24 protein-coding genes are annotated in these 22710 nt (G+C 66.7%); 14 read left to right on the plus strand and 10 right to left on the minus strand.

Annotated elements, in window-relative coordinates; genetic code table 11:
• Positions 1–49: 49 nt before the first annotated feature.
• Positions 50–931 carry a hypothetical protein gene (locus Hhyl6_RS17685; protein WP_483740566.1) on the minus strand — a complete coding sequence of 294 codons (882 nt, stop codon included), beginning with the start codon at positions 929–931 and terminating at the stop codon, positions 50–52.
• Between the two features lie 302 nt (positions 932–1233).
• On the opposite strand from Hhyl6_RS17685, the gene Hhyl6_RS17690 reads away from it, so the two are divergent.
• Both Hhyl6_RS17690 and Hhyl6_RS17695 read left to right on the plus strand, forming a co-directional pair.
• A complete protein-coding gene (locus Hhyl6_RS17690; RefSeq protein ID WP_483740567.1) occupies positions 1234–1695 on the plus strand; it encodes a PH domain-containing protein in 462 nt (153 codons plus the stop codon).
• Positions 1692–3284, plus strand: coding sequence for a PH domain-containing protein (locus Hhyl6_RS17695; RefSeq protein ID WP_483740568.1), 1593 nt, complete (start codon positions 1692–1694; stop codon positions 3282–3284). Before Hhyl6_RS17690 ends, Hhyl6_RS17695 begins: the two co-directional genes overlap by 4 nt.
• A gap of 253 nt (positions 3285–3537) precedes the next feature.
• Here the strand turns inward: Hhyl6_RS17695 and Hhyl6_RS17700 are convergent, their stop codons facing one another.
• The gene (locus tag Hhyl6_RS17700) at positions 3538–6306 is read right to left on the minus strand and encodes an AAA domain-containing protein (protein ID WP_483740569.1); all 2769 of its coding nucleotides are present in this window, start codon (positions 6304–6306) and stop codon (positions 3538–3540) included.
• A 262-nt stretch (positions 6307–6568) separates the two neighbouring features.
• Here Hhyl6_RS17700 and Hhyl6_RS17705 point away from each other — a divergent pair, with 262 nt between their 5' ends.
• A complete protein-coding gene (locus Hhyl6_RS17705; RefSeq protein ID WP_483740570.1) occupies positions 6569–6742 on the plus strand; it encodes a DUF7556 family protein in 174 nt (57 codons plus the stop codon).
• Positions 6743–6750: 8 nt separating this feature from the next.
• Here Hhyl6_RS17705 and Hhyl6_RS17710 read toward each other — a convergent pair whose 3' ends face one another.
• The gene (locus Hhyl6_RS17710) at positions 6751–7131 is read right to left on the minus strand and encodes a DUF2237 family protein (protein WP_483740571.1); all 381 of its coding nucleotides are present in this window, start codon (positions 7129–7131) and stop codon (positions 6751–6753) included.
• 117 nt (positions 7132–7248) lie between these two features.
• Here Hhyl6_RS17710 and Hhyl6_RS17715 point away from each other — a divergent pair, with 117 nt between their 5' ends.
• Entirely contained in the window at positions 7249–7794 is a 546-nt protein-coding gene (locus Hhyl6_RS17715) for a hypothetical protein (protein ID WP_483740572.1), read from the plus strand.
• Between the two features lie 40 nt (positions 7795–7834).
• Positions 7835–8167, plus strand: coding sequence for a hypothetical protein (locus Hhyl6_RS17720; protein WP_483740573.1), 333 nt, complete (start codon positions 7835–7837; stop codon positions 8165–8167).
• A 25-nt stretch (positions 8168–8192) separates the two neighbouring features.
• Here Hhyl6_RS17720 and Hhyl6_RS17725 read toward each other — a convergent pair whose 3' ends face one another.
• The 3 genes from Hhyl6_RS17725 to Hhyl6_RS17735 all read right to left on the minus strand — a co-directional run bounded on the left by Hhyl6_RS17725 (position 8193) and on the right by Hhyl6_RS17735 (position 10658).
• Complete coding sequence (locus Hhyl6_RS17725; protein ID WP_483740574.1) at positions 8193–9284, minus strand: GNAT family N-acetyltransferase; 1092 nt, start codon at positions 9282–9284, stop codon at positions 8193–8195.
• Positions 9285–9386: 102 nt separating this feature from the next.
• Positions 9387–10337 (minus strand): zinc-dependent metalloprotease, encoded by a 951-nt coding sequence (locus tag Hhyl6_RS17730; protein ID WP_483740575.1) that lies wholly within the window; start codon positions 10335–10337, stop codon positions 9387–9389.
• Between the two features lie 72 nt (positions 10338–10409).
• Positions 10410–10658, minus strand: coding sequence for a hypothetical protein (locus tag Hhyl6_RS17735; RefSeq protein ID WP_483740576.1), 249 nt, complete (start codon positions 10656–10658; stop codon positions 10410–10412).
• Positions 10659–10735: 77 nt separating this feature from the next.
• Here Hhyl6_RS17735 and Hhyl6_RS17740 point away from each other — a divergent pair, with 77 nt between their 5' ends.
• The 5 genes from Hhyl6_RS17740 to purF all read left to right on the plus strand — a co-directional run bounded on the left by Hhyl6_RS17740 (position 10736) and on the right by purF (position 15012).
• Complete coding sequence (locus tag Hhyl6_RS17740; RefSeq protein ID WP_483740577.1) at positions 10736–11794, plus strand: M28 family peptidase; 1059 nt, start codon at positions 10736–10738, stop codon at positions 11792–11794.
• A 131-nt stretch (positions 11795–11925) separates the two neighbouring features.
• The gene (locus Hhyl6_RS17745) at positions 11926–13107 is read left to right on the plus strand and encodes an AI-2E family transporter (RefSeq protein WP_483740578.1); all 1182 of its coding nucleotides are present in this window, start codon (positions 11926–11928) and stop codon (positions 13105–13107) included.
• 97 nt (positions 13108–13204) lie between these two features.
• Complete coding sequence (locus tag Hhyl6_RS17750; protein ID WP_135303005.1) at positions 13205–13387, plus strand: LSM domain-containing protein; 183 nt, start codon at positions 13205–13207, stop codon at positions 13385–13387.
• The gene (locus Hhyl6_RS17755; RefSeq protein ID WP_004517916.1) at positions 13384–13557 is read left to right on the plus strand and encodes a 50S ribosomal protein L37e; all 174 of its coding nucleotides are present in this window, start codon (positions 13384–13386) and stop codon (positions 13555–13557) included. Before Hhyl6_RS17750 ends, Hhyl6_RS17755 begins: the two co-directional genes overlap by 4 nt.
• Before the next feature lie 12 nt (positions 13558–13569).
• Positions 13570–15012, plus strand: coding sequence for an amidophosphoribosyltransferase (purF, locus tag Hhyl6_RS17760; RefSeq protein ID WP_483740579.1), 1443 nt, complete (start codon positions 13570–13572; stop codon positions 15010–15012).
• Between the two features lie 82 nt (positions 15013–15094).
• Here the strand turns inward: purF and Hhyl6_RS17765 are convergent, their stop codons facing one another.
• Together Hhyl6_RS17765 and Hhyl6_RS17770 are read right to left on the minus strand one after the other, a co-directional pair.
• On the minus strand, positions 15095–15418 hold the full coding sequence (locus Hhyl6_RS17765; protein WP_483740580.1) for a ferritin-like domain-containing protein: 324 nt from the start codon (positions 15416–15418) through the stop codon (positions 15095–15097).
• Complete coding sequence (locus Hhyl6_RS17770) at positions 15415–15972, minus strand: DUF420 domain-containing protein (protein ID WP_483740581.1); 558 nt, start codon at positions 15970–15972, stop codon at positions 15415–15417. Before Hhyl6_RS17770 ends, Hhyl6_RS17765 begins: the two co-directional genes overlap by 4 nt.
• 212 nt (positions 15973–16184) lie before the next feature.
• Here Hhyl6_RS17770 and Hhyl6_RS17775 point away from each other — a divergent pair, with 212 nt between their 5' ends.
• A complete protein-coding gene (locus Hhyl6_RS17775; protein WP_483740582.1) occupies positions 16185–17105 on the plus strand; it encodes a hypothetical protein in 921 nt (306 codons plus the stop codon).
• Here the strand turns inward: Hhyl6_RS17775 and coxB are convergent.
• Entirely contained in the window at positions 17102–17893 is a 792-nt protein-coding gene (coxB, locus tag Hhyl6_RS17780) for a cytochrome c oxidase subunit II (protein WP_483740583.1), read from the minus strand. The genes Hhyl6_RS17775 and coxB overlap by 4 nt on opposite strands.
• Positions 17894–18061: 168 nt before the next feature.
• Between coxB and Hhyl6_RS17785 the strand changes: the two genes are divergently transcribed.
• Entirely contained in the window at positions 18062–20335 is a 2274-nt protein-coding gene (locus Hhyl6_RS17785) for a DUF6789 family protein (protein ID WP_483740584.1), read from the plus strand.
• Positions 20336–20338: 3 nt separating this feature from the next.
• Positions 20339–20848 (plus strand): DUF7979 domain-containing protein, encoded by a 510-nt coding sequence (locus Hhyl6_RS17790; protein WP_483740585.1) that lies wholly within the window; start codon positions 20339–20341, stop codon positions 20846–20848.
• On the opposite strand, the gene Hhyl6_RS17795 is transcribed toward Hhyl6_RS17790, so the two are convergent.
• Positions 20845–21672, minus strand: a complete 828-nt coding sequence (locus Hhyl6_RS17795) for a cytochrome c oxidase subunit 3 (RefSeq protein ID WP_483740586.1) — start codon at positions 21670–21672, stop codon at positions 20845–20847. The two genes, Hhyl6_RS17790 and Hhyl6_RS17795, sit on opposite strands and share 4 nt — an antisense overlap.
• 241 nt (positions 21673–21913) lie before the next feature.
• Between Hhyl6_RS17795 and Hhyl6_RS17800 the strand changes: the two genes are divergently transcribed.
• Complete coding sequence (locus Hhyl6_RS17800) at positions 21914–22672, plus strand: hypothetical protein (RefSeq protein ID WP_483740587.1); 759 nt, start codon at positions 21914–21916, stop codon at positions 22670–22672.
• The last annotated feature ends 38 nt before the right edge of the window (positions 22673–22710 follow it).

The raw sequence follows: 22710 nt of genomic DNA on the forward strand, positions 1-22710 counted from the left end.
GTGCCGGTGGGAAGAGTCATCGAGGGGGCCGAAGGCCGCAGACTCCGTCTCAGCCGCTCAGCCCCTCGAACTCGGTGAATCCGTCGATGGAGACGAACAGTCCGTCGCGCACAGACGGCCGCATGACGTACTGCGTGGGGTACTCGCCGGCGGTGGCGTACACCGCTGGCGTCTTCATCTCGACCGCCAGACGTTCCCCTAGCCCGTCGATGAACTCGGCCGTCACCATCGGCTCGACGAAGATTAACTGTCCGGTGCCGTCGCCGTCTGGGTCGTACGCGCCGTATATCATCGTGTGCGTGAACGAGCCGTCTGGCTGGAACTCCGGACTGCTCAGGTCAGCCAGGTGTTCGCCCATGTGTGGTTCGACGAGTGGGGCGTCGGGTTCGCCGTCGCCGTCGCTGTCGATTTCGGGCAGTCGCTGGTAGTCAGTGGGTATCTGTGCATCGGGGAGTTCGTAGGTCGCTGGCCCTCCGAGGATACCCTCGACCAGTTCCTCGGGAACCGTGTAGAAGTGGAAGTCGTAGTGTGGAACGGTGTACACGTCCGGCGGTGGGTGCCCTTCGGGGTTGTAGTGGAACCCGACGAAAGTGAACTGGTGCGTGTCGACCGACGCGGGCAGTCCCAGGTGGACGCCCAGCGCGTCCTCGTCGAAGGCCACCAGCGCGTCGGCGTCCATGTAGACGCCGAGCGACGAGAGGTTGCCCTGCGGGTTCGTCGTGGCGTACGTCTGTACCACTCCGTCGAGGTAGTCCACGTCGTCGCCCCAGACGACGTCGTGAGTCTCGGGTTTCGGGTGTGCCGCCGCCCGCTTCGAGACGGTCGGACTCCCGATTGCGAGCGACCCTACGGTGAGGACAGTGCCCGTCGCCAGTCCCCGCCTGAGCGCGTCGCGGCGCGTCAGTCCGGTGTCGGATGGTTGGTCTGACATCTGAATCCGGGTGACGTGTGTCACCCGGCGGGGACTCACGCGGCGCCGCCAGTTAGTTATGAATATCTAACAATTCGGTAGCCGAGAGTACCGTCCGTTCGCCGACGATGCGTCGAGGTAATTCTCCGCTACTCTGCACCCTCGTCCCGCTGAGGTGAGGGTTACCGGGCACGATTCCGTTACCCGAGACCGGTGAGCGACCGCGTCGGTCCGGCGTATCTGGGTCGACACATCGCCGGCAGCGGCGGATGCTCGACATCCCGTCCCCACACTTAATCAGCGTCTCGCCCCACGGTGGACCTATGGAGTCGTTGCACCCGCGAGTGAGAGTGCTGTGGGCCGGGCGAACGGTCGTCGTCACGTCGGTGCTACTGGGACTCGCGGTCCTCGCGGACCGTCTGTTCGTCTCTGTACCGCTCGAACTCGTCGTCGCCGGATGGGCCGTCCTCGTCGTCCTTGGCGCGGTCCACGCCGTCTTCGCCCATCGAATCTGGCGGTTCGCTCTGCAGGACGACGCCCTCTTTCTCGTCCGCGGCGTGCTGACGCGGACGGACACCTCGGTTCCGTACGTCAGAGTCCAGCACGTCGATACGACGCGCGGCCCGGTCGAGCGGGCGGCGGGCCTCGCCAGCGTGGTCGTCTACACCGCCGGGTCGCGCGGGGCCGACATCACCATCCCCGGCCTCAGGCCGGAACGAGCGACCGAACTGCGCGAACGCCTCCGGGACCTCGCCAGCGAGAGCGAGGCGACCGACGCAGTATGAGACGACTCCATCCGCGGAGCGCGGTCCTGCGCGTCGGTCGGGCGGCCGTGCAGGGGGTCGTCTTCGGCTTCTTCGCCGGCACCGCGCTGGCGGGGTCGCTCGGTCTCCCGGCGTGGGCCGGCCCGGCGCTCGCACCCCTCGGGGCGACGCTCACCGGGGGATACGCGCTCCTGCGTTACTACCGGTTCCGCTACGAGATAGCGGGCGACACGCTGGCCGTCGAGTCCGGCGTGTTCGCGCGGCAGTCCAGAGAGATACCCCTCGGTCGGATTCAGAACGTCGACCTGAGACAGGGGGTCCTCAACAGGTTGCTCGGGCTGACCGTCGTGGACTTCGAGACGGCGGGCGGGAGTACGACGGAGGCGTCGCTGGACGCCGTCGACGCCGCGGAGGCCGACAGACTCCGGCGTCTCGTCCAGCGCTCCGGCAGGGAGTCGACCCCTGCCGACGAGGACGGACCCGAGGCGTCCGGGCCGACGACCGAGTCGACGACGGGGCTGTCCGAACCACTCGGAGAGACACCTCGGAGGGTGGACGAGTCTGCCGACGAAGGGGTGACAGAACTGTTCGCCTTCTCGTGGCGCGACCTGCTGACCTACGCCGTCGTCTCCGTCCGCCCGGCCGCTCCCGTGTTGACGTTGGCGGGCCTGCCGCTCGGCGGCGACCTCGTGGCAACCGTCCTCCGGTTCAACCTCACCGTCGTCGGCGGCGACCCGGCACTGACGCCGTCGGTGCTGGAGACGTTCGGGCCGCCGCGGTTGGTCGCGCTCGGTCTCTTGACGCTGGTCGAGTTCCTGCTGGCGGCGCTGGTCGTCAGTCTCGTCCTCACCGTCGTCGAGTACTACGACTTCCGCCTGTTCCGCGAGGGGGACGACCTGCGGTACCAGCGGGGTCTCGTGCGCCGGTACAGCGGCACCATCCCGCTCTCGAAGGTCCAGACCGTCTCGGTCAAGGAGAACGTCCTCATGCGCCGGGTAGGGTACGCGACGCTCGTCGTCGAGACGGCCGGATACAGCGGCGGCGACCAGCAGTCCTCGCAGGGCGTCGCCGTTCCCATGGCCCCCCGAGAGGAGGTGTACGAACTCGCCCGGGACGTCGAACCGTTCGGGACCGTCGAGTTCGAGCAGGCGCCGACACGCGCCCGGCGGCGGTACGCGGTGCGGTTCGGCATCGTCGCCGCCCTCCTCACCGGGGCTGGGTACGCCGTCGATAGGTTCCTACTCGAGACCGGGTACTGGTGGGCCCTGTTGGGTCTGTTCCTGTTGGTCCCGGCGGCGGCCCACCTCCGGTGGCGCCACCGCGGGTTCGCGCTGGACGACGACGCGTTCGTCACCCGGTCCGGGTTCTGGTCACAGACGACCCGAATCGTCCCGTACTATCGGATTCAGACGGTGTTCGTCGGCCGGTCGCCGTTCCAGCGCCGCCGAAACCTCGCGACGGTCACGGCCGACACCGCCAGTACGGCGAGTCTCCTCGGCGGGTCGGCGACGGCGTACGACGTCGACGAATCGACGGCTACCGAGTTGCGGTCCGAACTCAGAAGACGGCTCTACACGGACTTGCTGGCGCGAAAACGAGGCGGCGGGTAGGCTCACCGGTCGGAGACGCCGCGTTCGGGTGGCGATGCTCGGGCGGGGTCGGAGTGGACGAGTGGGCACGGGGACAGGTCCGGACGACTTCAGTCCACGTGTTTGGCACCACACTGCCGGCACTCGAACAGGGTCTCCTCGGACAGTTCCTGTTCGGCCGCCAGCGGGAACCCACAGTCAGGGCAGTCGGTCATTCGCTCCGATATATCGGCTACAGCGGTTTAAATCACGTCGCTAACAATGCAAGGTCGGGTCAGTTCCGGGCCCACTCGACCATCCGGCCGTACACCTCGTCGGCGGCGAGCGCCTCCGCGTCACCGACCAGCACGAGCGCCTTCTTCGCTCGCGTCATCGCGACGTTGATGCGGCGATAGTCCTCGAAGATTGGGCCCTCGAGGGTCTCAGTGGCGACGAAGGAGACGACGATGACCTCCTTGCTCGACCCTTGGAAGCGGTCCACGGTGTCGACGGTTACCGACGGGAGTCGGCGGTCGAGTTCCGCCACCTGCGCGCGGAACGGGGCGATGACGCCGATAGCGTCGGCTGGGACGCCGGCCTCGCGGTAGGCCGAGACCACTTCGGCGACGGCGTCCGCCTCCTGTGGGTTGGTGTTGCCCGTCTGGGACCCGTCGGGGTCGACGAACGACACCCTGTCACGGAGCTGTGCGGGGAGTGCGTCCATCGAGACGTCGGGCAGGTCGTCGATGCGCTGGGCGGCCACCTCGCCCGTCGCCGGGCGCAACTGGCCGTCGTAGAACTCCCGCGAAGCGAACGCTTGAATGTGCTGGGCCATCCGGTACTGTCGGTCCAGCATCACCCCGGCGTCCGGATGGGATTCGATGAGTCGCTGGAACAGCGACGTCGAGAGCGTGGCGTCTTCGGACTGGACGACCGGCGGGAGTTGCTGGTGGTCGCCCACGAGGACGAACCGGTTGGCGAGCGTCGTCGCCGCGAGCGTGCCGGGTTCGGTCAACTGCCCCGCCTCGTCGACGACGGCCACGTCGAACGACTGGCTCTGCATCGCGGTGCCCCCGCAGGTGGCCGTCGTCGCCGCCACCACCTGTGCGCTCTGGAGGGTCCCCGCACACTCGCTCGGGTCGCCGGACTGCTCCAGCCTGTACTTCTGCATGTCCTCGCGCACGCCGCTCTCGGTGCCGACGCGGACGACGTCGGTGAAACCTTGTTCCTCAAGCGCCTCGATGGCGTTGTCGACGGCGCGGTTCGTGAAGGCCGACAGCAGGACCCGGTCTCCCCGGTCGACCAACGCCCTGAGCATCCGCGCGAGCGTGTAGGTCTTGCCTGTCCCCGGCGGGCCGTGGACCAGCGCGAAGTCCTCGGCCCCGACGGCCAACTTGACAGCCTCGTTCTGAGCGTCGTTGTTGTCGATGAACGTCTCCTCGACCGTCTCGAACTCGGGGTCCCGTCGCCCGAACAGCACGTCTTTCTCGTCCGGCGACTGGGTCAACAGGGCGTCGTGGAGCGCGTTCTGGAGGCGGTCGGTCGTCAGTTCCGAGGGGTAGACGTCCAGCCGCCGCAAATCGAGCGGTTCGTCGGCGGTGACCACTATCTCCTCGCCGCTGCTCACGGTTTCACCGTTCGCGTCTTCCGAGGCGCTTCCCGCCTCGCTAATGCGCTCGACGCGGGCCAGTTCCGCGTTCCCAGTCACGGGGTCGCCGTCGCTGGCCATCACGAGGTCCCCCTCCCGAATCTTCGAGACGGCGCCGGTTCCCGTCGCACGCAGTTCCCAGCGGCCGCTGTCGAGTTCCGTGCGCCCGACCGGTTCGAGGTCGACGAGCGCCCGGTCGTCGTCGGCCCGTTCCTCGGCGGTCTGCTCCCAGAGTTTCGCGTACTCGCGGTGGACCGCCCGTCGCTCGGCCTCGATGGCCTCGTAGAACCGCTCGAAGTAGTCCCGCTCTTCCTCGGGGATGGCGACGCCGACCTGTCCGGCTTTGGACTCCTGGTCCAGACGGCCCGAGACGGCCATGCAGGTGTCCTGTTCGAAGCAGTACTCGCACTTGGCGTTGGCCTCGTACCCCGTCGGAACGCTGGCGTCGTGTTCCATCGCCGCGATGGCGTTGCGGGTCCGAATCACGTAGTTCAGCAGGCCCGACCCGATGGAGAACTCCTTGGCGGGCGAGAGGTCGCCGCTCTCCTCGTTCCGGTCGACGGCGGCGTTCTTGGTGTAGAGGAGCGTCCCGGTGTCGGGTGCGGCCTCTATGGGCGTCGTCTCGCCACCGTCGCCGGCCATCACGGCGCTCGCGTCCAGCGAGTTCGCCGCCCGTTCGCCGAGCATCAGCGCGTACGCCGCCGCCTGAATCTTGTCCTGAAAGCGCGGTTCGCGCTTCGTGTTCTTGCCGGTCTTGAGTTCGACCGGCATCCCGCGTCGGACGGCGTCGGCCCGCCCCTTCATCCCGTAGCGTTCGGAGATGAGCGTCATCTCGGAGCGCCACTCGTCTGTGTCCGTCAGCGTCCCCTGATTCAGCCACCCCTCGATGGCCTTCGCGTGGTCGCGCACGTCCCCGGCCACCTCGTCGGCCTCCCGGCCGAGCAAGCCGATGTCCAGTCCGGCGGCCTCGATTTGCTCGTCGATGGCCGCCTCGACGTCCCGGCCCCGGAGGAGGTCACCGAACACCTCGTGGACGACGGTCCCTTTCACGAGTGGGTACGCGAGGTCCGCGCCGTCCAGTTTCCGGAGGTAGTACATCCGGGGGCACTGTACCCACGCGCGGACGTCGGTCACGTCCACGAGGAAGCCCGGTTCCACGACGACGGTGGCGTCGCTCCCAACCGAGTACTGCGTCTCCCCCTGATACTGTCGCTCGTCGGGGTCGTAGACAGCCAGTTCCATGCCCGTCTCCAGCACCTCGGCCGTCTCGGTCCACTTCCCCCAGAGCGTGACCGTCGTCGGCTCTCCGGCCCCGCGTTCCGGCCGGACGGTCACCTCGGCGAGGTCGCTCTCCCCGTACTGCGTGCTGACCGTCTTCGGGTCCCCTACGTCCACGACGACGCCGCGAAGTTGCACGTCCCACTGCACGCGTGGCCCCGGAAAAACGCTGTCGGTCACCACGACTGAGAGCGACGTTGACCCGCTGGACGTCTCGTCCGTGTCGGACGACCGTCTCGCTGTCCCCCCTACCCGGCGATAGTGTCGGTCAGATAGAGTGTTTCCCTCCGTCCCGGATAACGGAAATATATTGCCGATAACTGCGACAGCAGTCGTGTATTGTATAGCTTACCTCCTCTATTTCGCCACGTTCATTTAGTGGGAGAGAGAACGACTGAATATGAGCGCAGAAACCGAGTCGGTCGAGAGTCGGTCCGTCGATACGCCACACGTCGTCGCCGCCGTCGACGAGACGGAGGGACAGCGTCGGCTAATCGTCGCGGACGTCACGACCGACGAGGCGTGGCTGTCGGTTCCGACGAGCGCCGCAGCGTCGCTCTCTGAGTGGCGATAGCCCGCGATTCAGGTCTCCGCCTCGTTCTCGTGACTGTAGCTCCGTAACGTCTCCAGAGATACGTCTTCGAGGACGTCCTCGCTCGTCGCGTCGAGGACCACCGGCGGCGCGTGACCGTCCTCGTGGGCGTCTATCCAGCGCGGCACGCAGACGCACCACCGGTCGCCCGGTTCGAGGCCCGGGAAGTTCAGTTGGGGGCGGGGCGTGACGAGGTCGTTGCCGGCCGCCTTGCTGTACTGGAGGAACTCGTCGGTCATCACCGCGCAGATTTCGTGCCGACCCGGGTCGCGCTGGAGGGGGTAACAGTAGCCGTCGCGCATGAACCCCGTCACCGGGTCCTGCGAGCAACTTTCGAGGTCGCCGCCCAACACGTTGGACTCGCTCTCCATACCGCTAGGTCCGTCCACCGGTGTAAATGGGTTCGGCTCCGACCGACGGACCAGCGTGGGCGCGTGTCGCACGGACCGATGCCTTCATTCTGCCGCGGATGCAACCCTCGAACGACAATGCGCGTTCGTGACTGGCAGGACATCATCGAGGACGTGATGGACAGCAGCGCCGACCCCGGCGGGTGGCGCGCCGTCGGCGGCGACCGCGCGAACGGCATCGGCGAGGACCTCTATATCGGTCATCCCTCCGCGGGCGTCTACCAACTCAAGACGTACGCGAAGAACCCCTTCGAGGTACAGGGTGTGGGCTCACGGGTCGCCCGCCGCATCGACGAGGACATCGACCCCTTGTTCCCCGAGGACGGGTCGGGCCTGTTCGGCGTCCAGCAGGCACCCGAGGACGAGGACGACGCCGAGGAGAAGGCCAAGAACCTCCAGACGGTGCTGGAAACCCACGCCGACGCGCCGACGACGCCGCGGGACATGCTCGAAGACGTGATGGACGCCGTCGACTCCCCGGCGTACGGGCCGATGGAGTTCGACCAGTACGACCGGCCGGACCGGATGGACGACCTCTCGACGACGTTCGAGGAGGCCGAGGAACTGCTCGACAAGGAGTTCGAGGACGTCGTCGAGGAAGACGTGCAGCGAGGATTCCACTGATGACACCCCCACGCGGTACCGACCGGACAGGTGAAGCCTGATGGTCGGCCCCTCTATCACCCGGGCCGACCGCGAGAAGTTCCTCAAGCAACTGAAAATCGGGTTCGCCCTGCTGGTCGGCGGGTCCATGGCTCTCGTCACGCTGTGGGGCGGGGCCGACATCCCGGTCGTACTCGGCATCGGCCTCGGGACGGCCGTCGTGGGCCGCGTCCTCGCCGAGTTCACGTTCCCCGACAGCATCGCGGACACGCCCTACGAGGACGACAGAGAACGGGGGCCGAAACCCGGCGTCCGGACGCAGGAGCGACGGTCGGACGACGACGACCTCACGCGAGCGGCGGACGGCGACGGCCGCCGCTCGAAGCGCGAGTAACGCTCCCCCGCGCACCTCCGCACGCTCACCCGAAGTGTTTCATGTACAGGGAGCGCCCTCTGTGGAAGGCGCTCCAGACCGGGTTGTCGCCGCGCTCCCACACCAGCGTCGGCACCGGCTGACCGCCGAACCCCTCCTTGTACCGGAACAGGCCGTTCTCGTAGTCCGGCTTCGTGGTCCCGAGGTCGTAGACGTCGTAGCCGTGGTCGATGCCCCACTGGAGGACGTAGTCGTACAACCGCTCCGATGTGTGGTAGTCGAAGAACCGCTCGGGAACCGCCGAGAGGTAGCCGTGGACCGAGGACTGTTCGTCGTCCAGAATCTCCAACAGTCCGCCGGCGTACTGCCCGTCGACGCGGGCCGTGACGAGGAGCAGGCGCTCTCGCATCCCGAGCAGTTCCTCGACGAACTCGAACGGGAAGGGGTCGACGCCGATGCGGGCCATCACCTGCTCGTAGGTCCGGTAGAAGCGGTCCAACGAGTCCCACGTAACCGGCTCTTCGACGACCTGAACACCGGACTCGCGGGCGCGTTCGATGCCGCGGCGCCGCGACCGACTCATGTCGGCGAGGATGGCCTCGTACCCGCGCGAGAGGTGGAGCAAGAACCGGCATCGGCGGCGGTTCGGCTCGTAGTCGTGTGCCTGCAGGACGGTGTTGTACCGGAGATAGCTCGGGTCGAGTGCGCGAATCTCGTGGACGATGGTCCGCGCCGAGAGGAGGTCCGGCACCGCGGCCAGCGTCGCAGAGAGGACGGCGTCGATGTCGGTGGTCATCACCGGGCCGCCGAAACCGGGGTCGATGGAGGTCAGGCGGCGAAAGGGCGACCGGGACGCCCCCTCCAGCGGCGCGCGGAAGTTCGGAAAGAGGCCCACGAGGTTCCCGTCCTTTCGAACCACGAGGTGACGCGGAGCGCGGTCGAGACCCGCCTCCACGGCGTCGAGCCACTCGTAGCGGTGGAAGACGCTCCCGCGACTGGCGTGGTCGACCACGTCGTTCCACTCGGCGCTCGGCACGTCCCGAACCGAGTCGTGGACGCTGACTTCGAGGTTCGACCCGTGAGTTCGCACAGAGTGGCCAGCGCTCACTCCGGACGCGATACGACTGGCGAGTTGCATCTGGGACTGGCTTACTCGAAGTGACCGTAAGGTAATGGTGAACTTTCGGGCGGTAAGTCGTGGAATCGGCAGTAGAGAGTCGACGAGACGGCAGTCTGGTCCCTACGGGTCGACGCGGGCCAACCAGAGCGCCGGGTCGTCGATTTCCTCGTCGGTGGGGAGCGTCTCCGGCGAGTCCCACACGCGACCGGCGGCCGCGACGCCGCGAGCGTCGGCCACCGCCTCGAAGAAGGCCTTCCCCCGTTCGTACTGCTGGCGCTTCATCCCGAGTCCGAGGACCCGGCGGACCAGTTGTGCGACCGGCCCCCTGCCTTTCCTCCGCTCGTCGACTTTCCGGCGCAGGTCGTCGTACTCGTCGTCGAAGGCGCGGTCCATCAGCAACTCCGCGTACCCCTCGACGGCGGTCATGGTCGTGTCCAGTTCACCCAGCGACGTGCGGTCCAAATCGCCGTCGGTCAGGCGGTCGATGGCCTCCTCCATCGTCTCCTCCATGTGTTCCGAGAGCCACGGTGCGGCCCCGAACTCGGCGGCGTGTGTCACCTCGTGGAACGCTATCCAGCGGCGGAAGCGGTCGTGGTCGACGTCGAGTTGGTCGGCCACCTTCCGGATGTTCGGGCGGACGAAGTACAGCGCGTGGTCGTCGCCGTCGGCGAGGAGGAGGGGGTCGTACTGCCCGAGGACGTTGTTCCCGAGGAACGAGAGCGCGAACGCCATCGACCCCGTGTTGACCACGCGGGCGACGCCGGGGATGTACTCGGCCTGCTGTTCGATGGGGGCCATCACTCGCTCGAAGGTGGCGACGTTGGCGTCTATCCAGTGGTGTCGGTGTTGAATCTCGACCGTATCCGGGAGGTCGAAGTCGAGGGCACCGACCTCTCGGACTCGGTCCCGGGCGTCCCGGACGTCGTTCGCGTAGCCCCGACGCTCGGCCGCGGAGACGTCTAGGTCACCGGGGTCCGTCGACGCCTTCGCGGCCTCGGCGACGGCAGTCCAGTCTATCGGACCGTCGCCCGAGGCGCCGGCGACGGCGCGGACGCTGTGATACAATCCCATACCCGAAGAAGGGGACGGGCGGCCATAGTCCTTCTCCCCGCGCGGGGTGTCGGTTCGACGCGGCGGGTCCGTCTATTCGACCGACGGGAGGTCCTCATCGTCCGCCCCGCCGCCCAGCAGTTTCTTGCCCGCCACCGCGACGGCGGCGAGAACGAGGAGCGCGAGCACCGCGACAAGCGCTCCGCGGCCGCCCGATTCGCCATCCGCCGCGTCCTCGTCCGAGACGTCCTGTGCCTCGTCGCCGCCGCGTCCGCTTCCGGGGGCGTTCGCGGTGAACTCTGCGCCGTCCAAGTGCAGTTCGAGGAACGTGAATTTCGCCATGCTGATACTTCGCCGTCCCGGCTTTTATCCGTTGTGGCGGCCCCGTGATTCTTCACGGATGCCGGCTAAGGCCGGGTATGGACGAACGACGACGGGCGTTCCTCGAATCGCTCCTGACTACCCCGGCTCCCTCCGGGTACGAGGCCGACGGGCAACGGGTGTGGGTCGAGTACGTGAGCGAGTTCGCAGACGAGGTTCGGACCGACGACTACGGGAACGCCGTCGCGACCATCCACGGGAACGACACGTCGGTCGCGCTGGCGGGTCACGGGGACGAAATCGGGTTCATCGTGCGGGACCTCACCGACGACGGCTTCCTGCGAATCGAGCGCATCGGCGGGTCGGACAAGACTGTCTCACGGGGCCAACACGTCACCGTACACACCGAAGACGGGCCGGTGTCCGGCGTCGTCGGCCAGACTGCCATCCACCTCCGGGACCCGGACGACGAGAGCGTCCCGGAGGTAGCGGAACAGCACGTCGACGTAGGCGCGGCGGACGGCGACGAACTCGAGGAACTGGTCGACCGGGGCGACCCCGTGACCTTCCAGCAGACCCTCAGCGAACTCCAGAACGGCCGCCTCGCCGCGCGCGGGATGGACAACCGCATCGGCATCTGGGCCGCCGCCGAGGGCCTCCGCCGGGCCGCCGAACAGGGCGTCGACGCCACCGTCCACGCCGTCTCGACGGTGCAGGAGGAGGTCGGCCTGCAGGGCGCGAAGATGGTGGGGTTCGACCTCGACCCCGACGCCGTCCTCGCAGTCGACGTGACCCACGCGACGGACAACCCGGACTCCCCGGGGAAGCGCTCGAACGGCGTCGAACTCGGTGGGGGCCCGGTCGTCGCCCGCGGGAGCGCCAACCACCCTGTCGTCGTCGAGACGCTCCGAGAGGCCGGTGCGAGCGCGGAGATAGACCTCCAGTTGCAGGCGACGGGCATCCGGACTGGCACCGACGCGGACGCCTTCTTCACCGCACGCGGGGGCATCCCCGCCGCCAACGTCGGCCTGCCGAACCGGTACATGCACACCCCAGTCGAGGTCATCGACCCGACGGACATCGACGCGCTGGCGGACCTACTGGCCGGGTTCGCGGTCAGTGCGACGGACAGCGCCCCGTTCTCCGTCGAGGTCTAAGCCGCGCTTACCGACGCCCGGGTCGGGTATCCGGGGTATAACGAACCGCGCAGACGCCGAGCGGTGCGGTATGGCGAGCGTCGCGTCGTCCCCTCCGGAACAGGTAACGGACCGCCGGTACCGACGGTCGCGTGACCGTCAGGCGTAACATGGAGTTCCCCCCCTCCCGGGACCGGACGGCGTGGTGGGTCGCCGCTCTCGCGGCCGGTGCCGTCGTCGCGTGGGTCCTCGCTAGCTACGTCGGCACCTTCGTCCTCGGCCTGTTCCTCTACTACGTGACGCGGCCGGTTCACCGACGACTCCGCTCGCGGCTTCGCCCGAGCGTCGCCGCGGCGACGGCCCTACTCGTCCTCGCCGTGCCAGTGGTCCTCCTCGTCGGCTACACGCTCGCCATCGCCGTACAGGAACTGGGGCGCCTCGCAGAGACGGTCGACCTCGGACCGCTGGCCGAACGTGCGGAACCGTACGTCGACGTCTCGGGCGTCGTCCAAGACCCGGAGGTGCTCCTCCGGAACCCCGACGTGATGGACGCCGGCCAGTTGCTCGCCGAGGGCGTCCTCGACTACGTCCCGCTGGTCGGGACGGCGGTCATCAATCTGTTTCTCGCCCTCGCCGTGGCGTTCTACCTCCTCCGGGACGGCCCGCGACTCGGACGGTGGTTCCGAGGCACCTTCGGCGACGAGGCCGGCGTCTTCGAGGGCTACGTCCACGCCGTCGACGAGGACCTCGGGAGCGTCTTCTTCGGCAACATCCTGAACGCGTTCGTCGTCGCCGTCGTCGCCGTCGTCGTCTACACGGTCCTGAACGTCTTCGCCCCGACCGAGGGCATCCCGTATCCGGCGCTGCTGGGGGTGCTCGCCGGGGCCGCGAGTCTGATTCCGGTCGTCGGGATGAAACTCGTCTACGTTCCCGTGGCCGTCGGCCTGTTCGCACGCGCTCTGTTCGACGGCGACCCGCTGTGGTTCCCGTTCGTGTTCGTCGTGGCGACGGTGGTGCTGGTCGACTTCATCCCGGACTTACTGCTCCGACCGTACGTCTCCGGTCGGAACCTCCACGTCGGTCTCGTGATGATAGCGTACATCATCGGACCGCTCCTGTTCGGGTGGTACGGCCTCTTTCTCGGGCCGCTGGTGCTGGTCGTGGTGTATCACTTCGCTCGACTCGTCCTTCCGGAACTCGTGGCGAGAGCCGGTGACGAGGAGTCGCCCGTGCCGACCGGCGGGACCGCCCCCGTCCCGCCCGAGGAGTCGGTGGACGTCGACGCCACCGAGACGGAGGGGACAGACGACCCGCCCGACGGTGACCCGGCGTAGACACGTCCGTCCATCGCCGTCCGTTCCTGTCTATCGCCTGTCTGGTTCGGGGCGCGCAAGCGGTACGTTTAAGCGGCAGTCACTATCCCAACCGAACATGAGTGGACGACCGCTTGACGTTCTCGAAGCTTCGCTCGGTGAGGACGTCACCGTACAACTCAAGGGCGGCGAGATATTCGAGGGCGAACTGACTGGGTACGACCAGCACATGAACCTCGTCATCGAAGACGAAGACACAACGATTATACGCGGGGATAACGTCGTCTCGATTAACCCATGACTGGTGCAGGAACCCCGAGCCAGGGCAAGAAGAACACCACGACACACACGAAGTGTCGCCGGTGTGGCGAGAAGTCGTATCACACCAAAAAGAAAGTCTGTTCGTCGTGTGGCTTCGGCAAGTCGGCCAAGCGACGAGACTACGAGTGGCAGTCGAAAGCCGGCGAATAACACTCCCCTACCATGCACGAGAAGTGCGGCGTTGTCGGCATCTCTCTCGAGGACCGTAACGCCGCCCGACCCCTCTATTACTCCCTGTACGCCCTCCAGCACCGCGGTCAGGAATCCGCCGGCATCGTCACGCACGACGGCTTCCAGCAACACAGCCACGTCGAGATGGGCCTCGTCGGCGACGCGTTCGGGCCCGGTGACCTCGAATCGCTCAACGGTTCGAACGGTATCGGCCACGTCCGCTACCCGACCGCTGGAAGCGTCAACGCCTGCTGTGCCCAACCGTTCTCCGTCTCGTTCAAGTCCGGGTCGCTCGGCCTCTCGCACAACGGCAACCTCGTCAACGCCGACGAGATAGGCGACGAACTGGCCGACCTCGGCCACGCCTTCACGAGCGACGGCGACACGGAGGTCATCGCGCACGACCTCGCGCGTAACCTGCTGGAAGAAGACCTCGTCCGCGCCGTCAAGCGGACGATGGAGCGCATCCACGGGTCGTACTCGCTGACCATCATGCACGACGAGACGGTCCTCGGGGTCAGAGACCCTGAGGGCAACCGACCGCTGTGCATCGGCGAACTGGACGACGGCTACGTCCTCACGTCGGAGTCGGCCGCCATCGACACGCTGGACGGCGAACTCATCCGCGACGTCAAGCCGGGCGAACTGGTCGTCCTGCATCCCGACGGGACAGGCTACGACACGTATCAACTCATCGAGAAGGAGAACACGGCCCACTGCTTCTTCGAACACGTCTACTTCGCCCGTCCGGACTCGACCATCGACGAGAGTCTGGTGTACGAAGTCCGGCGCGAACTGGGCCGCAAGCTATGGGAGGAGTCGGGCGTCGAGTCCGACGTCGTCTTGCCCGTTCCCGACTCCGGACGCGCGTTCGCCTCCGGGTACGCCGAGGCCGCACAGGACGACGGGTCGGACATCGAGTTCGCCGAGGGGCTGATGAAGAACCGCTACGTCGGCCGGACGTTCATCATGCCGACGCAGGACGAACGGGAACGGGCCGTCCGCCTGAAACTCAACCCCATCAAGTCCACCATCGAGGGGAAGAAAGTCACCATCATCGACGACTCCATCGTCCGCGGGACCACCTCGACGCAACTCATCCAGTTGCTGAAAGACGCCGGCGCAGAGGAGGTCAACGTCCGCATCGGCGCGCCGCCCATCGTGGCTCCGTGTTACATGGGCATCGACATGGCTTCCCGGGACGAACTCATCGCCGGCGACCAGTCCGTCGACGACATCTGCGACGAGATAGAGGCCGACTCGCTGTCGTACCTCTCTATCGACGCCATCGCCGAGACGCTGGAGACGAGCAAGACCGACCTCTGTCTCGGTTGCGTCACGGGGGAGTACCCCTACGACATCGAGGGCGAGGAGACCGACCGCGAGGTCACCCGCCCCGACATCGGGGGCGAACCGACGTTCGCGGACGACTAGGGCGACGGTCGACGTCCCGAGTGGTCTCGCTTTTCACGAACAGTGCGCGACGAGAGAGTCAGTTCCATCCCGGCCGCTGGGACTACCACCCGTCGATGAACTGGTCGGCGGGGAACGAGTCCGTGCCGGCGACGAGGTTCAGGTACGACGCGTGGCGCGCTTCGACGGTCGCGATGGTCGCGCCGGCGGTCTGGAGCTCCGGGTTGTCGACGAGCGCAATCGCGCCGTCGTACGCCGAGACGCCCGTGGTTTCGAGGACGGCGGCGACCCCGAGGAGGTCGTCGACGGTTTCGACCCCGGACTCGTACGCGTCGCCGTACGCGTACTCGACGTGGCCCTCGATAGCGGGCGTCCTGTGGGTTGCCGAGTCGAATCGAACGAGTGACTCTTCGACGCCGCCCGTCACCACACCAGATACAGCATCGCGTAGACGACGATGCCGAGCGAGAAGGAGACGAGCCACAGCGTCGCGGCGACTTTCCCGGCCCGCGGGTGGTTCGTCGCCGACAGTTCGGCGGCCGGATAGCTGGCGGCCAACAGGAGGACGTAGTACACCGCCGGGATGGCGAGGATAGCGAGGAGGATGTGGACGGCCAACAGCGGGAGGTAGACGTACGACTCCACGGCGGCGGGACCGGCGAACTCCGTCGGCCCTTCGAGGGTCACCCGGTAGAGATAGAGCACGAGGAACGTGCCGAACAGGCCGAACGTCGCGAGCATCAACTGCTGGTGCCGCCGCACGTCGCCGTTCCGAATCGAGCGGACGCCCGTGAGGATAGTCACGATAGCGGCGGCGCTCACGAGTGCGTTGACGTGGGGGATGGCCGCGAGGACGGACTCCGGTGCCCGCGGGAGGACGGCCCGCGGAATCGCGCCGAGAACGGCACCGAACACGAGCGCCAGTGAGACGACGGTCAACAGTCCAGTCAGTTCGGGGACGCGCTCTCGCACCTCTATCATGCCGTAGCCTTAGCGCCTCTCGATAATGTGGGTTGTGACAGCGCCCGGTGGCACGTCTTTGGGACGCGGTCCTGTGGTGTGGGGCGTACCCCGCTATTGTCTCGCTCACACCCACAGCGAGTTCCCCGGAATGAGGCCGAACTGCTCGATAAGCTGAGCTTATACCCCCTTACCTGCGATTTACAATGTCGACACCGCCCCGAGTGTGGCGTGTGGAATCGATACTCAAGCGGGCCTACTACCAGTACGTCGGGGCCGCGATGTCGGTGTTGTCTCGGTACCCGGTCGGGACGAACGTCTACGACCGGGACTGGGACTTGCTGGTCATCCTCGACACCTGTCGGGTCGACGCACTCAGGGAGGTGGCCCCGGAGTACGACTTCGTCGGGGACGTAGACGCGATCTGGTCGGTCGGGTCGGCCTCCGCCGAGTGGATAGCCCAGACGTTTACCGAACGTCACAGAGCGGCCGTGGCGGAGACGGCGCTCGTCTCGGCGAACGCGTTCACCGAACGCGTCCTGCGCAACAGGGAGTTCCCGGAGGACGGCCGGGGCCTCTCGTGGACGAACTGGCAGACCGTGTACCCCGAGGACTTCGCGTACGTCGACCAGCCGTGGAAGTACGCCGACCCGCCGCCGGTCGGACTGACGCTCCCGCGACCGGTCACGGAGCGGGCCGTCAGCGTCGGCCGAGAGATGGACCCCGACCGACTCGTCGTCCACTACGAACAGCCACACCACCCGTTCACGGCGCGGGCGATTGCGGAGGGTCGGGAGACGCTCGAACCGTGGGAGGGTGAGCCGTTCGAGTACCTCAAGAACGGCGGCGACTACCAGAAGGTCTGGGACGCGTACCTCGACAATCTCCGGTGGGTCCTCGACGAAGTCGCGATACTGCTGGAGAACGTGGACGCGGAGCGCGTCGTCCTGAGCGCCGACCACGGGAACGCATACGGCGAGTGGGGGATGTACATGCACCGCTACGCCGTGCCGGTACCGGAGGTGCGGCGCGTCCCGTGGGCCGAAACGACCGCCACGGACAGGCGGACGTTCGAACCGACGCTGGTGCCGCCGGAGCGAGAGGTGGAGCGAGACACGGACGAACACCTACGACAACTCGGCTACCTGAGCTAGCGACCGGCGGCCGCGACCCGTGCGGTCTGATTCCCCGCCGTCGAGGTCCGTTCCGTCGCGTTGGTCCCGGCGGTCGAACCGTTGCGCCGCGCGGCCGCCCAGTCGTCGTAGTCTGACTGGTTCATGACGACGACGGTGGCGTGCATTCGCGAGTGGCCCGACCCACAGAGCTCCGCGCAGTAGAGCCGGTAGGACCCGGTCTTGGTCGCCTTCGTCCGCGCCACAGTTTGTTGGCCGGGGAACACGTCCTGTTTGATACCGAGTTGCGGGATGTATATCGAGTGGATGACGTCTGCCGACCTGAGCGTGAACTTCACGTCCGTATTCTTGGGGATGACGAGACGCGATTGAGTGGTCACGTTCTCCTCGGGGTAGTGGAACTCCCACCCCCACTGGTAGGCGAGCACCTCGATTTCCGTGTCGCTCTGGAGTTCGCCGCCGGCGTCAGTCGGGCCCGCCGCGGCGGGCGTGATGTAGGGGTTCGAGAGGACGAAGAACGCCGAGATGCCGACGAACACCAGAATCGCTCCCGTCGCCGCCGTCCACGTAATCTCCAGCGCCGGGTCGTCGATGGTCGGTTTCGGGTTGTCGTTGTTCTGGAACCGGTAAATCGCGTACACGAGGGTCAGTTCGACGAACAGGGTCAGGGGGAGCGCGACGTACAGCAACTGCTCGTTCAGGTCGTCGATAGCCGCGCGGTTCACCGACTGAGCGGCGACTGGCGACGTGAAGAGGACGGCGCCGGCGGTGGCGACACAGAGCCACGCCAGCACGCGACTGAGACGCATTGGTTGGCCCTTCCCGCGGACCCCTCATATAGCTTGGCCAGCGGGTACGGCGGCGGCCCGGCCCCTCCGTCCTCGGGTAGTTTTATCAGCGTGGGACTGCCAGTGTCTGGCAATGGAAGACCGGACTGCTCGGCCCCTGACTGTCCATGCCCAAACGGGCGGGCGACGATGAACAGGGCCGTCATCGAGGGGTCGGCGCTGGCGTTGCTCGCGGTGAGCATCCTCGGCATCTGGTTCCACGCGCGCCGCGCCGCCCGCCCCGAGAGTGACGGCGGGTACACGACACGCGAGGAGATTCGATTCGAGATTGGCCGCCTCCAGTCACAGGTCTACCGCTGGCTGACGACGACGAACCACCGGGACATCGGGTTGCTCTACATCGCGTTCGGTACCATCGCGGGCCTGTGGGGCGGCGTCGACGCGATGATGCTGCGGACGGAACTACTCAGTCCGCCGGCGGACATCTGGTCCCCGGAGACGTACAACGCGCTGTTCACGACCCACGGCTTGACGATGCTCATCTTCTTCGTCCTGCCGGTGTTCTTCGGTATCGGCAACTACGTCCTGCCCTTGCTCATCGGTGCCGACGACATGGCGTTCCCCCGCGTGAACGCCATCGGCTTCTGGCTGTTGCCGCCGGCGCTCCTGATGGTCCGGATGGGGCTGTTGGTGCAGGTCGGCGGACAGGTACTGCGGTTGTTCCTCCCCGAGGACACCATCGCCTTCTTCCTCACCGTCCGCGAGGTCAGCGTCGGGTGGACGCTCTACGCGCCGCTGTCGGTCCAACAACCCAACCCGCAGATAGACTTGCTGTTGCTCGGACTCCACCTCTCGGGTATCGCCACGACGGTGGGTGCCATCAACTTCATATCGACCGTGGTCTACGAGCGAGCGGACGACGTGACGTGGGCGAACCTCGACATCTTCTCGTGGAACATGCTGGTGACCAGCGGCCTCGCCCTGTTCGCGTTCCCGCTCTTGGGGAGCGCACTGGTGATGCTCCTGCTGGACCGGAACCTCGGGACGACGTTCTTCGCGACGGAGGGCGGCGGCGCCATCCTCTGGCAACACCTGTTCTGGTTCTGGGGACACCCGGAGGTGTACATCCTCTTCCTCCCCGCTTCGGGCCTGATGAGTACGCTCCTCCCGAAGTTCGTCGGCCGGAAACTGTTCGGTTACAAGTTCGTCGTCTACTCGACGCTGGGTCTGGGCGTGCTCTCGTTCGGCGTCTGGGCACACCACATGTTCACGACGAGCGTCGACCCGCGCATCAAGGCCTCCTTCATGGCCATCTCCATCGCCATCGCCGTGCCCAGCGCCATCAAGGTGTTCAACTGGATAACGACCCTCTGGGACGGGGACGTCCGCATGACGGCACCGTTCATCCTCTGTGCCGGCGGCATCTCGACGTTCATCGTCGGCGGCGTCACCGGCGTCTTCCTCGCGGTCATCCCCATCGACGTGTTGTACCACGGCACCTACTACGTGGTGGGCCACTTCCACCTCATCGTCGTCGGCATCATCCCGTTCCTGATGATAGCCGCGAGTTACTACTGGTACCCGCTCATCACCGGCCGCTGGTACGACACCAGACTCGCGAAGTTCCAAGCGGCCCTCATCGTCTTCGGGTCGTTCGTGACGTTCATGACCATGCTGGTCATCGGCGGCCTCGGACTCCCGCGGCGACAGGCCATCTACCCGCCGGAGTACCAGTTCGCCCAGCAGATAGCGACCGTCGGCGCCTACGTCATCGGCCTCAGCGCCCTCATGTGGCTCTACAACATGCTGGTGTCGTACTGGCGTGGCGACGTCGTCCAGACCACCGACCCGTGGGGGCTGAAAGCGACCAACCAGTTCACCCGCGAGTGGCAGTGGTTCGAGGAGCGCATGATGGAGAAGTACGACCTCGAACCGGCCCAACCGGAGACCACGCGCCGGTCCTACGCCCCGGAGATGGAACCGCTCGGACTGCTCGGCGGCGTCGGCACCGTCGCGGAGAACGTCTACCGGAACGCGTGGATGGCGGCCGCGGGTGGCTTCGTCGGCACGGTGCTGATGACCGGCGGTATCGGGACCGCAGTCATCGTCGACGTCCTCGACCCGGGGTCCTTCGGTGAGATTGCCGAACTCGTCGGCCTCTCCTCGGACCCGCTCATCGGGGCCGCGCTGTTCCTCGTCGGCGGGACGGTGACGTGGCCGCTCCTGTTCCTCGCCTTCCAGGAGTACCTGCCCGGCCGCCTCATGTTCGAGACGGGACTGGTGTTCGCGACGCTCATCTCCACCGGGTTCTCCATCGCCTTCTACACCGGTCAGCAGGGCCTCGCACTCGTCGGCTATCTGGCGTTCGTCCTCGTCGCACACTGGGCGTACGGCCTCGGCCTGACCGTCACGTTCCAGTACCTCCGCTCACGGCGGCGCAAGGCACGGGAGATGGAGGGCTGAACGGTGAGCGACCAGCCCGAGTCGATTCTGTTCACGTACGTCGCGCCGTTCCTCGGCGTGTTGCTGGTCGCCGTCGGCATCGGTGGGGCCGTCCCCGGCGGGTACGCGCTCATTCAGGACGAGATAAGCACCTGCGGCGAGCCGACCATCGCCGTCGAGGGGCCCGAGGAGACCGCACAGCGGTTCGACGATTCGCCGCCGCAGGTGGCCCGGTTCCAGTTCGAGGAGCTCTCGACGGCCGAACAGACGGCCTTCGAGGAGGCGTTGGTGGACCCGCGGAACGAGGCCCACGTGACGGGTGACTTCCCCAACGCGCAGTCGTTCCGAAACGGGTCGCTCGTCACCTACGAGGGTGAGCGACACTACGTCACCACCGTCTCCGAGAACCCGTGCTTCGACGCGTCGCCGCTGCAGTTCCCACTCGGCGTCTTCGCCATCGCGTTCGGCGTCATCGGTATCCTGACGCCGCCGCTGTACCGGAAACTGGTGGCGTTAGAGGAGTCGGCGGACTAGACCGTGAGCGTGGACCCGACGTAGAGGACGACGACGAGGACGAGCCAGACGACGTCGACGAAGTGCCAGTACAGCGAGGTGGTCTGGATGGCGGTGTCCCGGTCTTCGGAGTAGTGGCCCCGGAGGGACCGGCCGAACGCGATAGCGATGAGCACCACCCCGAGTGCGACGTGCAGGCCGTGCAGACCCGTCAGGCCGTAGAAGGCGCTGCCGAGGATACCGCTGGAGAACGTGAAGCCGTCCTCGACGACGAGTTCGTAGTACTCGACGCTCTGCCCGACGAGGAAGACGACGCCGAGGAGCAGCGTCACCCCCAGCAGTCCGAGGTAGCGCCGGCGGTTTCCGCCTTCGAGGGCCTCGTGGCCGTAGTGGAGCGTGACGCTACTGGCGACCAGCAACGCCGTGTTGACGAGGACCAGCGAACCGAGCAACGGCGGGAGATGTTCCGGCGGCCACGCACCGGCCCGGATGAACGCGTAGTAGATGAACCCAGCCGAGAACGTCGCCACGTCGGAGACGAGAAAGAGTATCATCGTGGTCGTATAGAGGTCCGACTCCCCGCCGCGCGAGCGACGATAGTCCGCGATGAACGCCTCGTTCGCCCAGCCAGCGAGTCCGACGAGCAACCCCGCGGTGCCGAGGGGGACGAGCGCCGTCGGGATGGCTGACGGAACGAGGCCGCCGCCGACGAAGAAGAGACCTGCGCCGAGATACAGCGACGCGGCGCCGATAGCGGCGACGAGCGGCCACTTGCTCCGGTGTTCGTGTTCCTCCTCGTGGTCCTCTGGAGCGTGTTCGGTCGCGACGTCTGTGGAACCGGCCATTGGGGAAGGGTGCGGCCGCGGTCGTTAAATAAGTGGCCCGGCGGCGTCGGTTCGGTCCGGGAGCCGTCTGTGGATAGCGTTCTCTCGTGGTGTCACAGAGTTCGGCATCGGTAGACGTATCGTCCGGACTGCCGGACGCCGTGGCGGCGGCGAAAAACGCCGGGTTTAGACAGGTGGTAAGAGAATGGTTTTGGCGTGAACCGTCACGGGTGTCTAAGAGGGCCCGACGATAGCTTCGACCATGAGCGAGGAGACGAATCACACTCGGCGTAGAGCCATCCAGTCAATCTGCAGCGTCGCAATCGCCGGTCTCGCTGGCTGTACGTCGGGGTCCTCGAACCCAGAGGAACAGACGACACAGAACGAGACGGAGACACCGACGGGAACGAAGACCCAAGAACCCACGTCTACCGAACATACAGACGAACATACGCACGAAGACACGTCCGCCGAGGCCCCGGACGACGCTCAGTTCCTCGAGAACCCCAAGGAGGTCCATCCGACGCTGGTCGAGGCGACGTCGGTGCCGTCGGACGAGGTCCTCATCGGTTTTCGCCTCGAGGACTCGTCGCTTCCGTTCACGACCGAGGTGTATCAGGCCCCGGACGACGCCGAGATACAAGCCACGAAGACCTACGACACGCAGGAGCTCTCCGAGGTCGACCTGGTCCCCGACTCCCCGCAGGCGCTCGACACCGTGGACACCGACCGGGAGGACATCCACTACGGGACGACGACCATCGGTGAACCGCTGAAGGTCACACTCGTCGCGCGCCACGACGGCGAGACGTTCGACTGGAGCGCGTGGTCGCGCACCGGCTATCCGCACGACGGCCACGACGAAGAGAATCCGGCTGTGAAGGTCGACTGTTACTGCGGCGGCGATATTTACACCGCCCCGAGTGGCGGGACGTGGGCCCGAGTGATTCAGGTGACGCCCACCGAACGCGTCGACACCGGGACGAGCATCGTGCTCAACTGGACCTCGAGCCGAGCCTAAACCGCTCGCTCGGGACCGAAGACGGTCTGACGCGCCGC

This window comes from Haloarcula sp. H-hyl6, from assembly GCF_056934455.1.

What these genes read in the sequence shown, in the direction of transcription:
- Hhyl6_RS17705 (WP_483740570.1), top strand. Translation starts at nt 6,569, where the DNA reads ATGAGCGCAGAAACCGAGTCGGTCGAGAGTCGGTCCGTCGATACGCCA.
- Hhyl6_RS17800 (WP_483740587.1), top strand. Translation starts at nt 21,914, where the DNA reads ATGAGCGAGGAGACGAATCACACTCGGCGTAGAGCCATCCAGTCAATC.
- Hhyl6_RS17715 (WP_483740572.1), top strand. Translation starts at nt 7,249, where the DNA reads ATGCGCGTTCGTGACTGGCAGGACATCATCGAGGACGTGATGGACAGC.
- Hhyl6_RS17730 (WP_483740575.1), bottom strand. Translation starts at nt 10,337, where the DNA reads ATGGGATTGTATCACAGCGTCCGCGCCGTCGCCGGCGCCTCGGGCGAC.
- Hhyl6_RS17795 (WP_483740586.1), bottom strand. Translation starts at nt 21,672, where the DNA reads ATGGCCGGTTCCACAGACGTCGCGACCGAACACGCTCCAGAGGACCAC.
- Hhyl6_RS17770 (WP_483740581.1), bottom strand. Translation starts at nt 15,972, where the DNA reads ATGATAGAGGTGCGAGAGCGCGTCCCCGAACTGACTGGACTGTTGACC.
- Hhyl6_RS17695 (WP_483740568.1), top strand. Translation starts at nt 1,692, where the DNA reads ATGAGACGACTCCATCCGCGGAGCGCGGTCCTGCGCGTCGGTCGGGCG.
- Hhyl6_RS17725 (WP_483740574.1), bottom strand. Translation starts at nt 9,284, where the DNA reads ATGCAACTCGCCAGTCGTATCGCGTCCGGAGTGAGCGCTGGCCACTCT.
- Hhyl6_RS17785 (WP_483740584.1), top strand. Translation starts at nt 18,062, where the DNA reads ATGAACAGGGCCGTCATCGAGGGGTCGGCGCTGGCGTTGCTCGCGGTG.
- Hhyl6_RS17735 (WP_483740576.1), bottom strand. Translation starts at nt 10,658, where the DNA reads ATGGCGAAATTCACGTTCCTCGAACTGCACTTGGACGGCGCAGAGTTC.
- Hhyl6_RS17710 (WP_483740571.1), bottom strand. Translation starts at nt 7,131, where the DNA reads ATGGAGAGCGAGTCCAACGTGTTGGGCGGCGACCTCGAAAGTTGCTCG.
- Hhyl6_RS17720 (WP_483740573.1), top strand. Translation starts at nt 7,835, where the DNA reads ATGGTCGGCCCCTCTATCACCCGGGCCGACCGCGAGAAGTTCCTCAAG.
- purF (WP_483740579.1), top strand. Translation starts at nt 13,570, where the DNA reads ATGCACGAGAAGTGCGGCGTTGTCGGCATCTCTCTCGAGGACCGTAAC.
- coxB (WP_483740583.1), bottom strand. Translation starts at nt 17,893, where the DNA reads ATGCGTCTCAGTCGCGTGCTGGCGTGGCTCTGTGTCGCCACCGCCGGC.
- Hhyl6_RS17750 (WP_135303005.1), top strand. Translation starts at nt 13,205, where the DNA reads ATGAGTGGACGACCGCTTGACGTTCTCGAAGCTTCGCTCGGTGAGGAC.
- Hhyl6_RS17685 (WP_483740566.1), bottom strand. Translation starts at nt 931, where the DNA reads ATGTCAGACCAACCATCCGACACCGGACTGACGCGCCGCGACGCGCTC.
- Hhyl6_RS17690 (WP_483740567.1), top strand. Translation starts at nt 1,234, where the DNA reads ATGGAGTCGTTGCACCCGCGAGTGAGAGTGCTGTGGGCCGGGCGAACG.
- Hhyl6_RS17740 (WP_483740577.1), top strand. Translation starts at nt 10,736, where the DNA reads ATGGACGAACGACGACGGGCGTTCCTCGAATCGCTCCTGACTACCCCG.
- Hhyl6_RS17755 (WP_004517916.1), top strand. Translation starts at nt 13,384, where the DNA reads ATGACTGGTGCAGGAACCCCGAGCCAGGGCAAGAAGAACACCACGACA.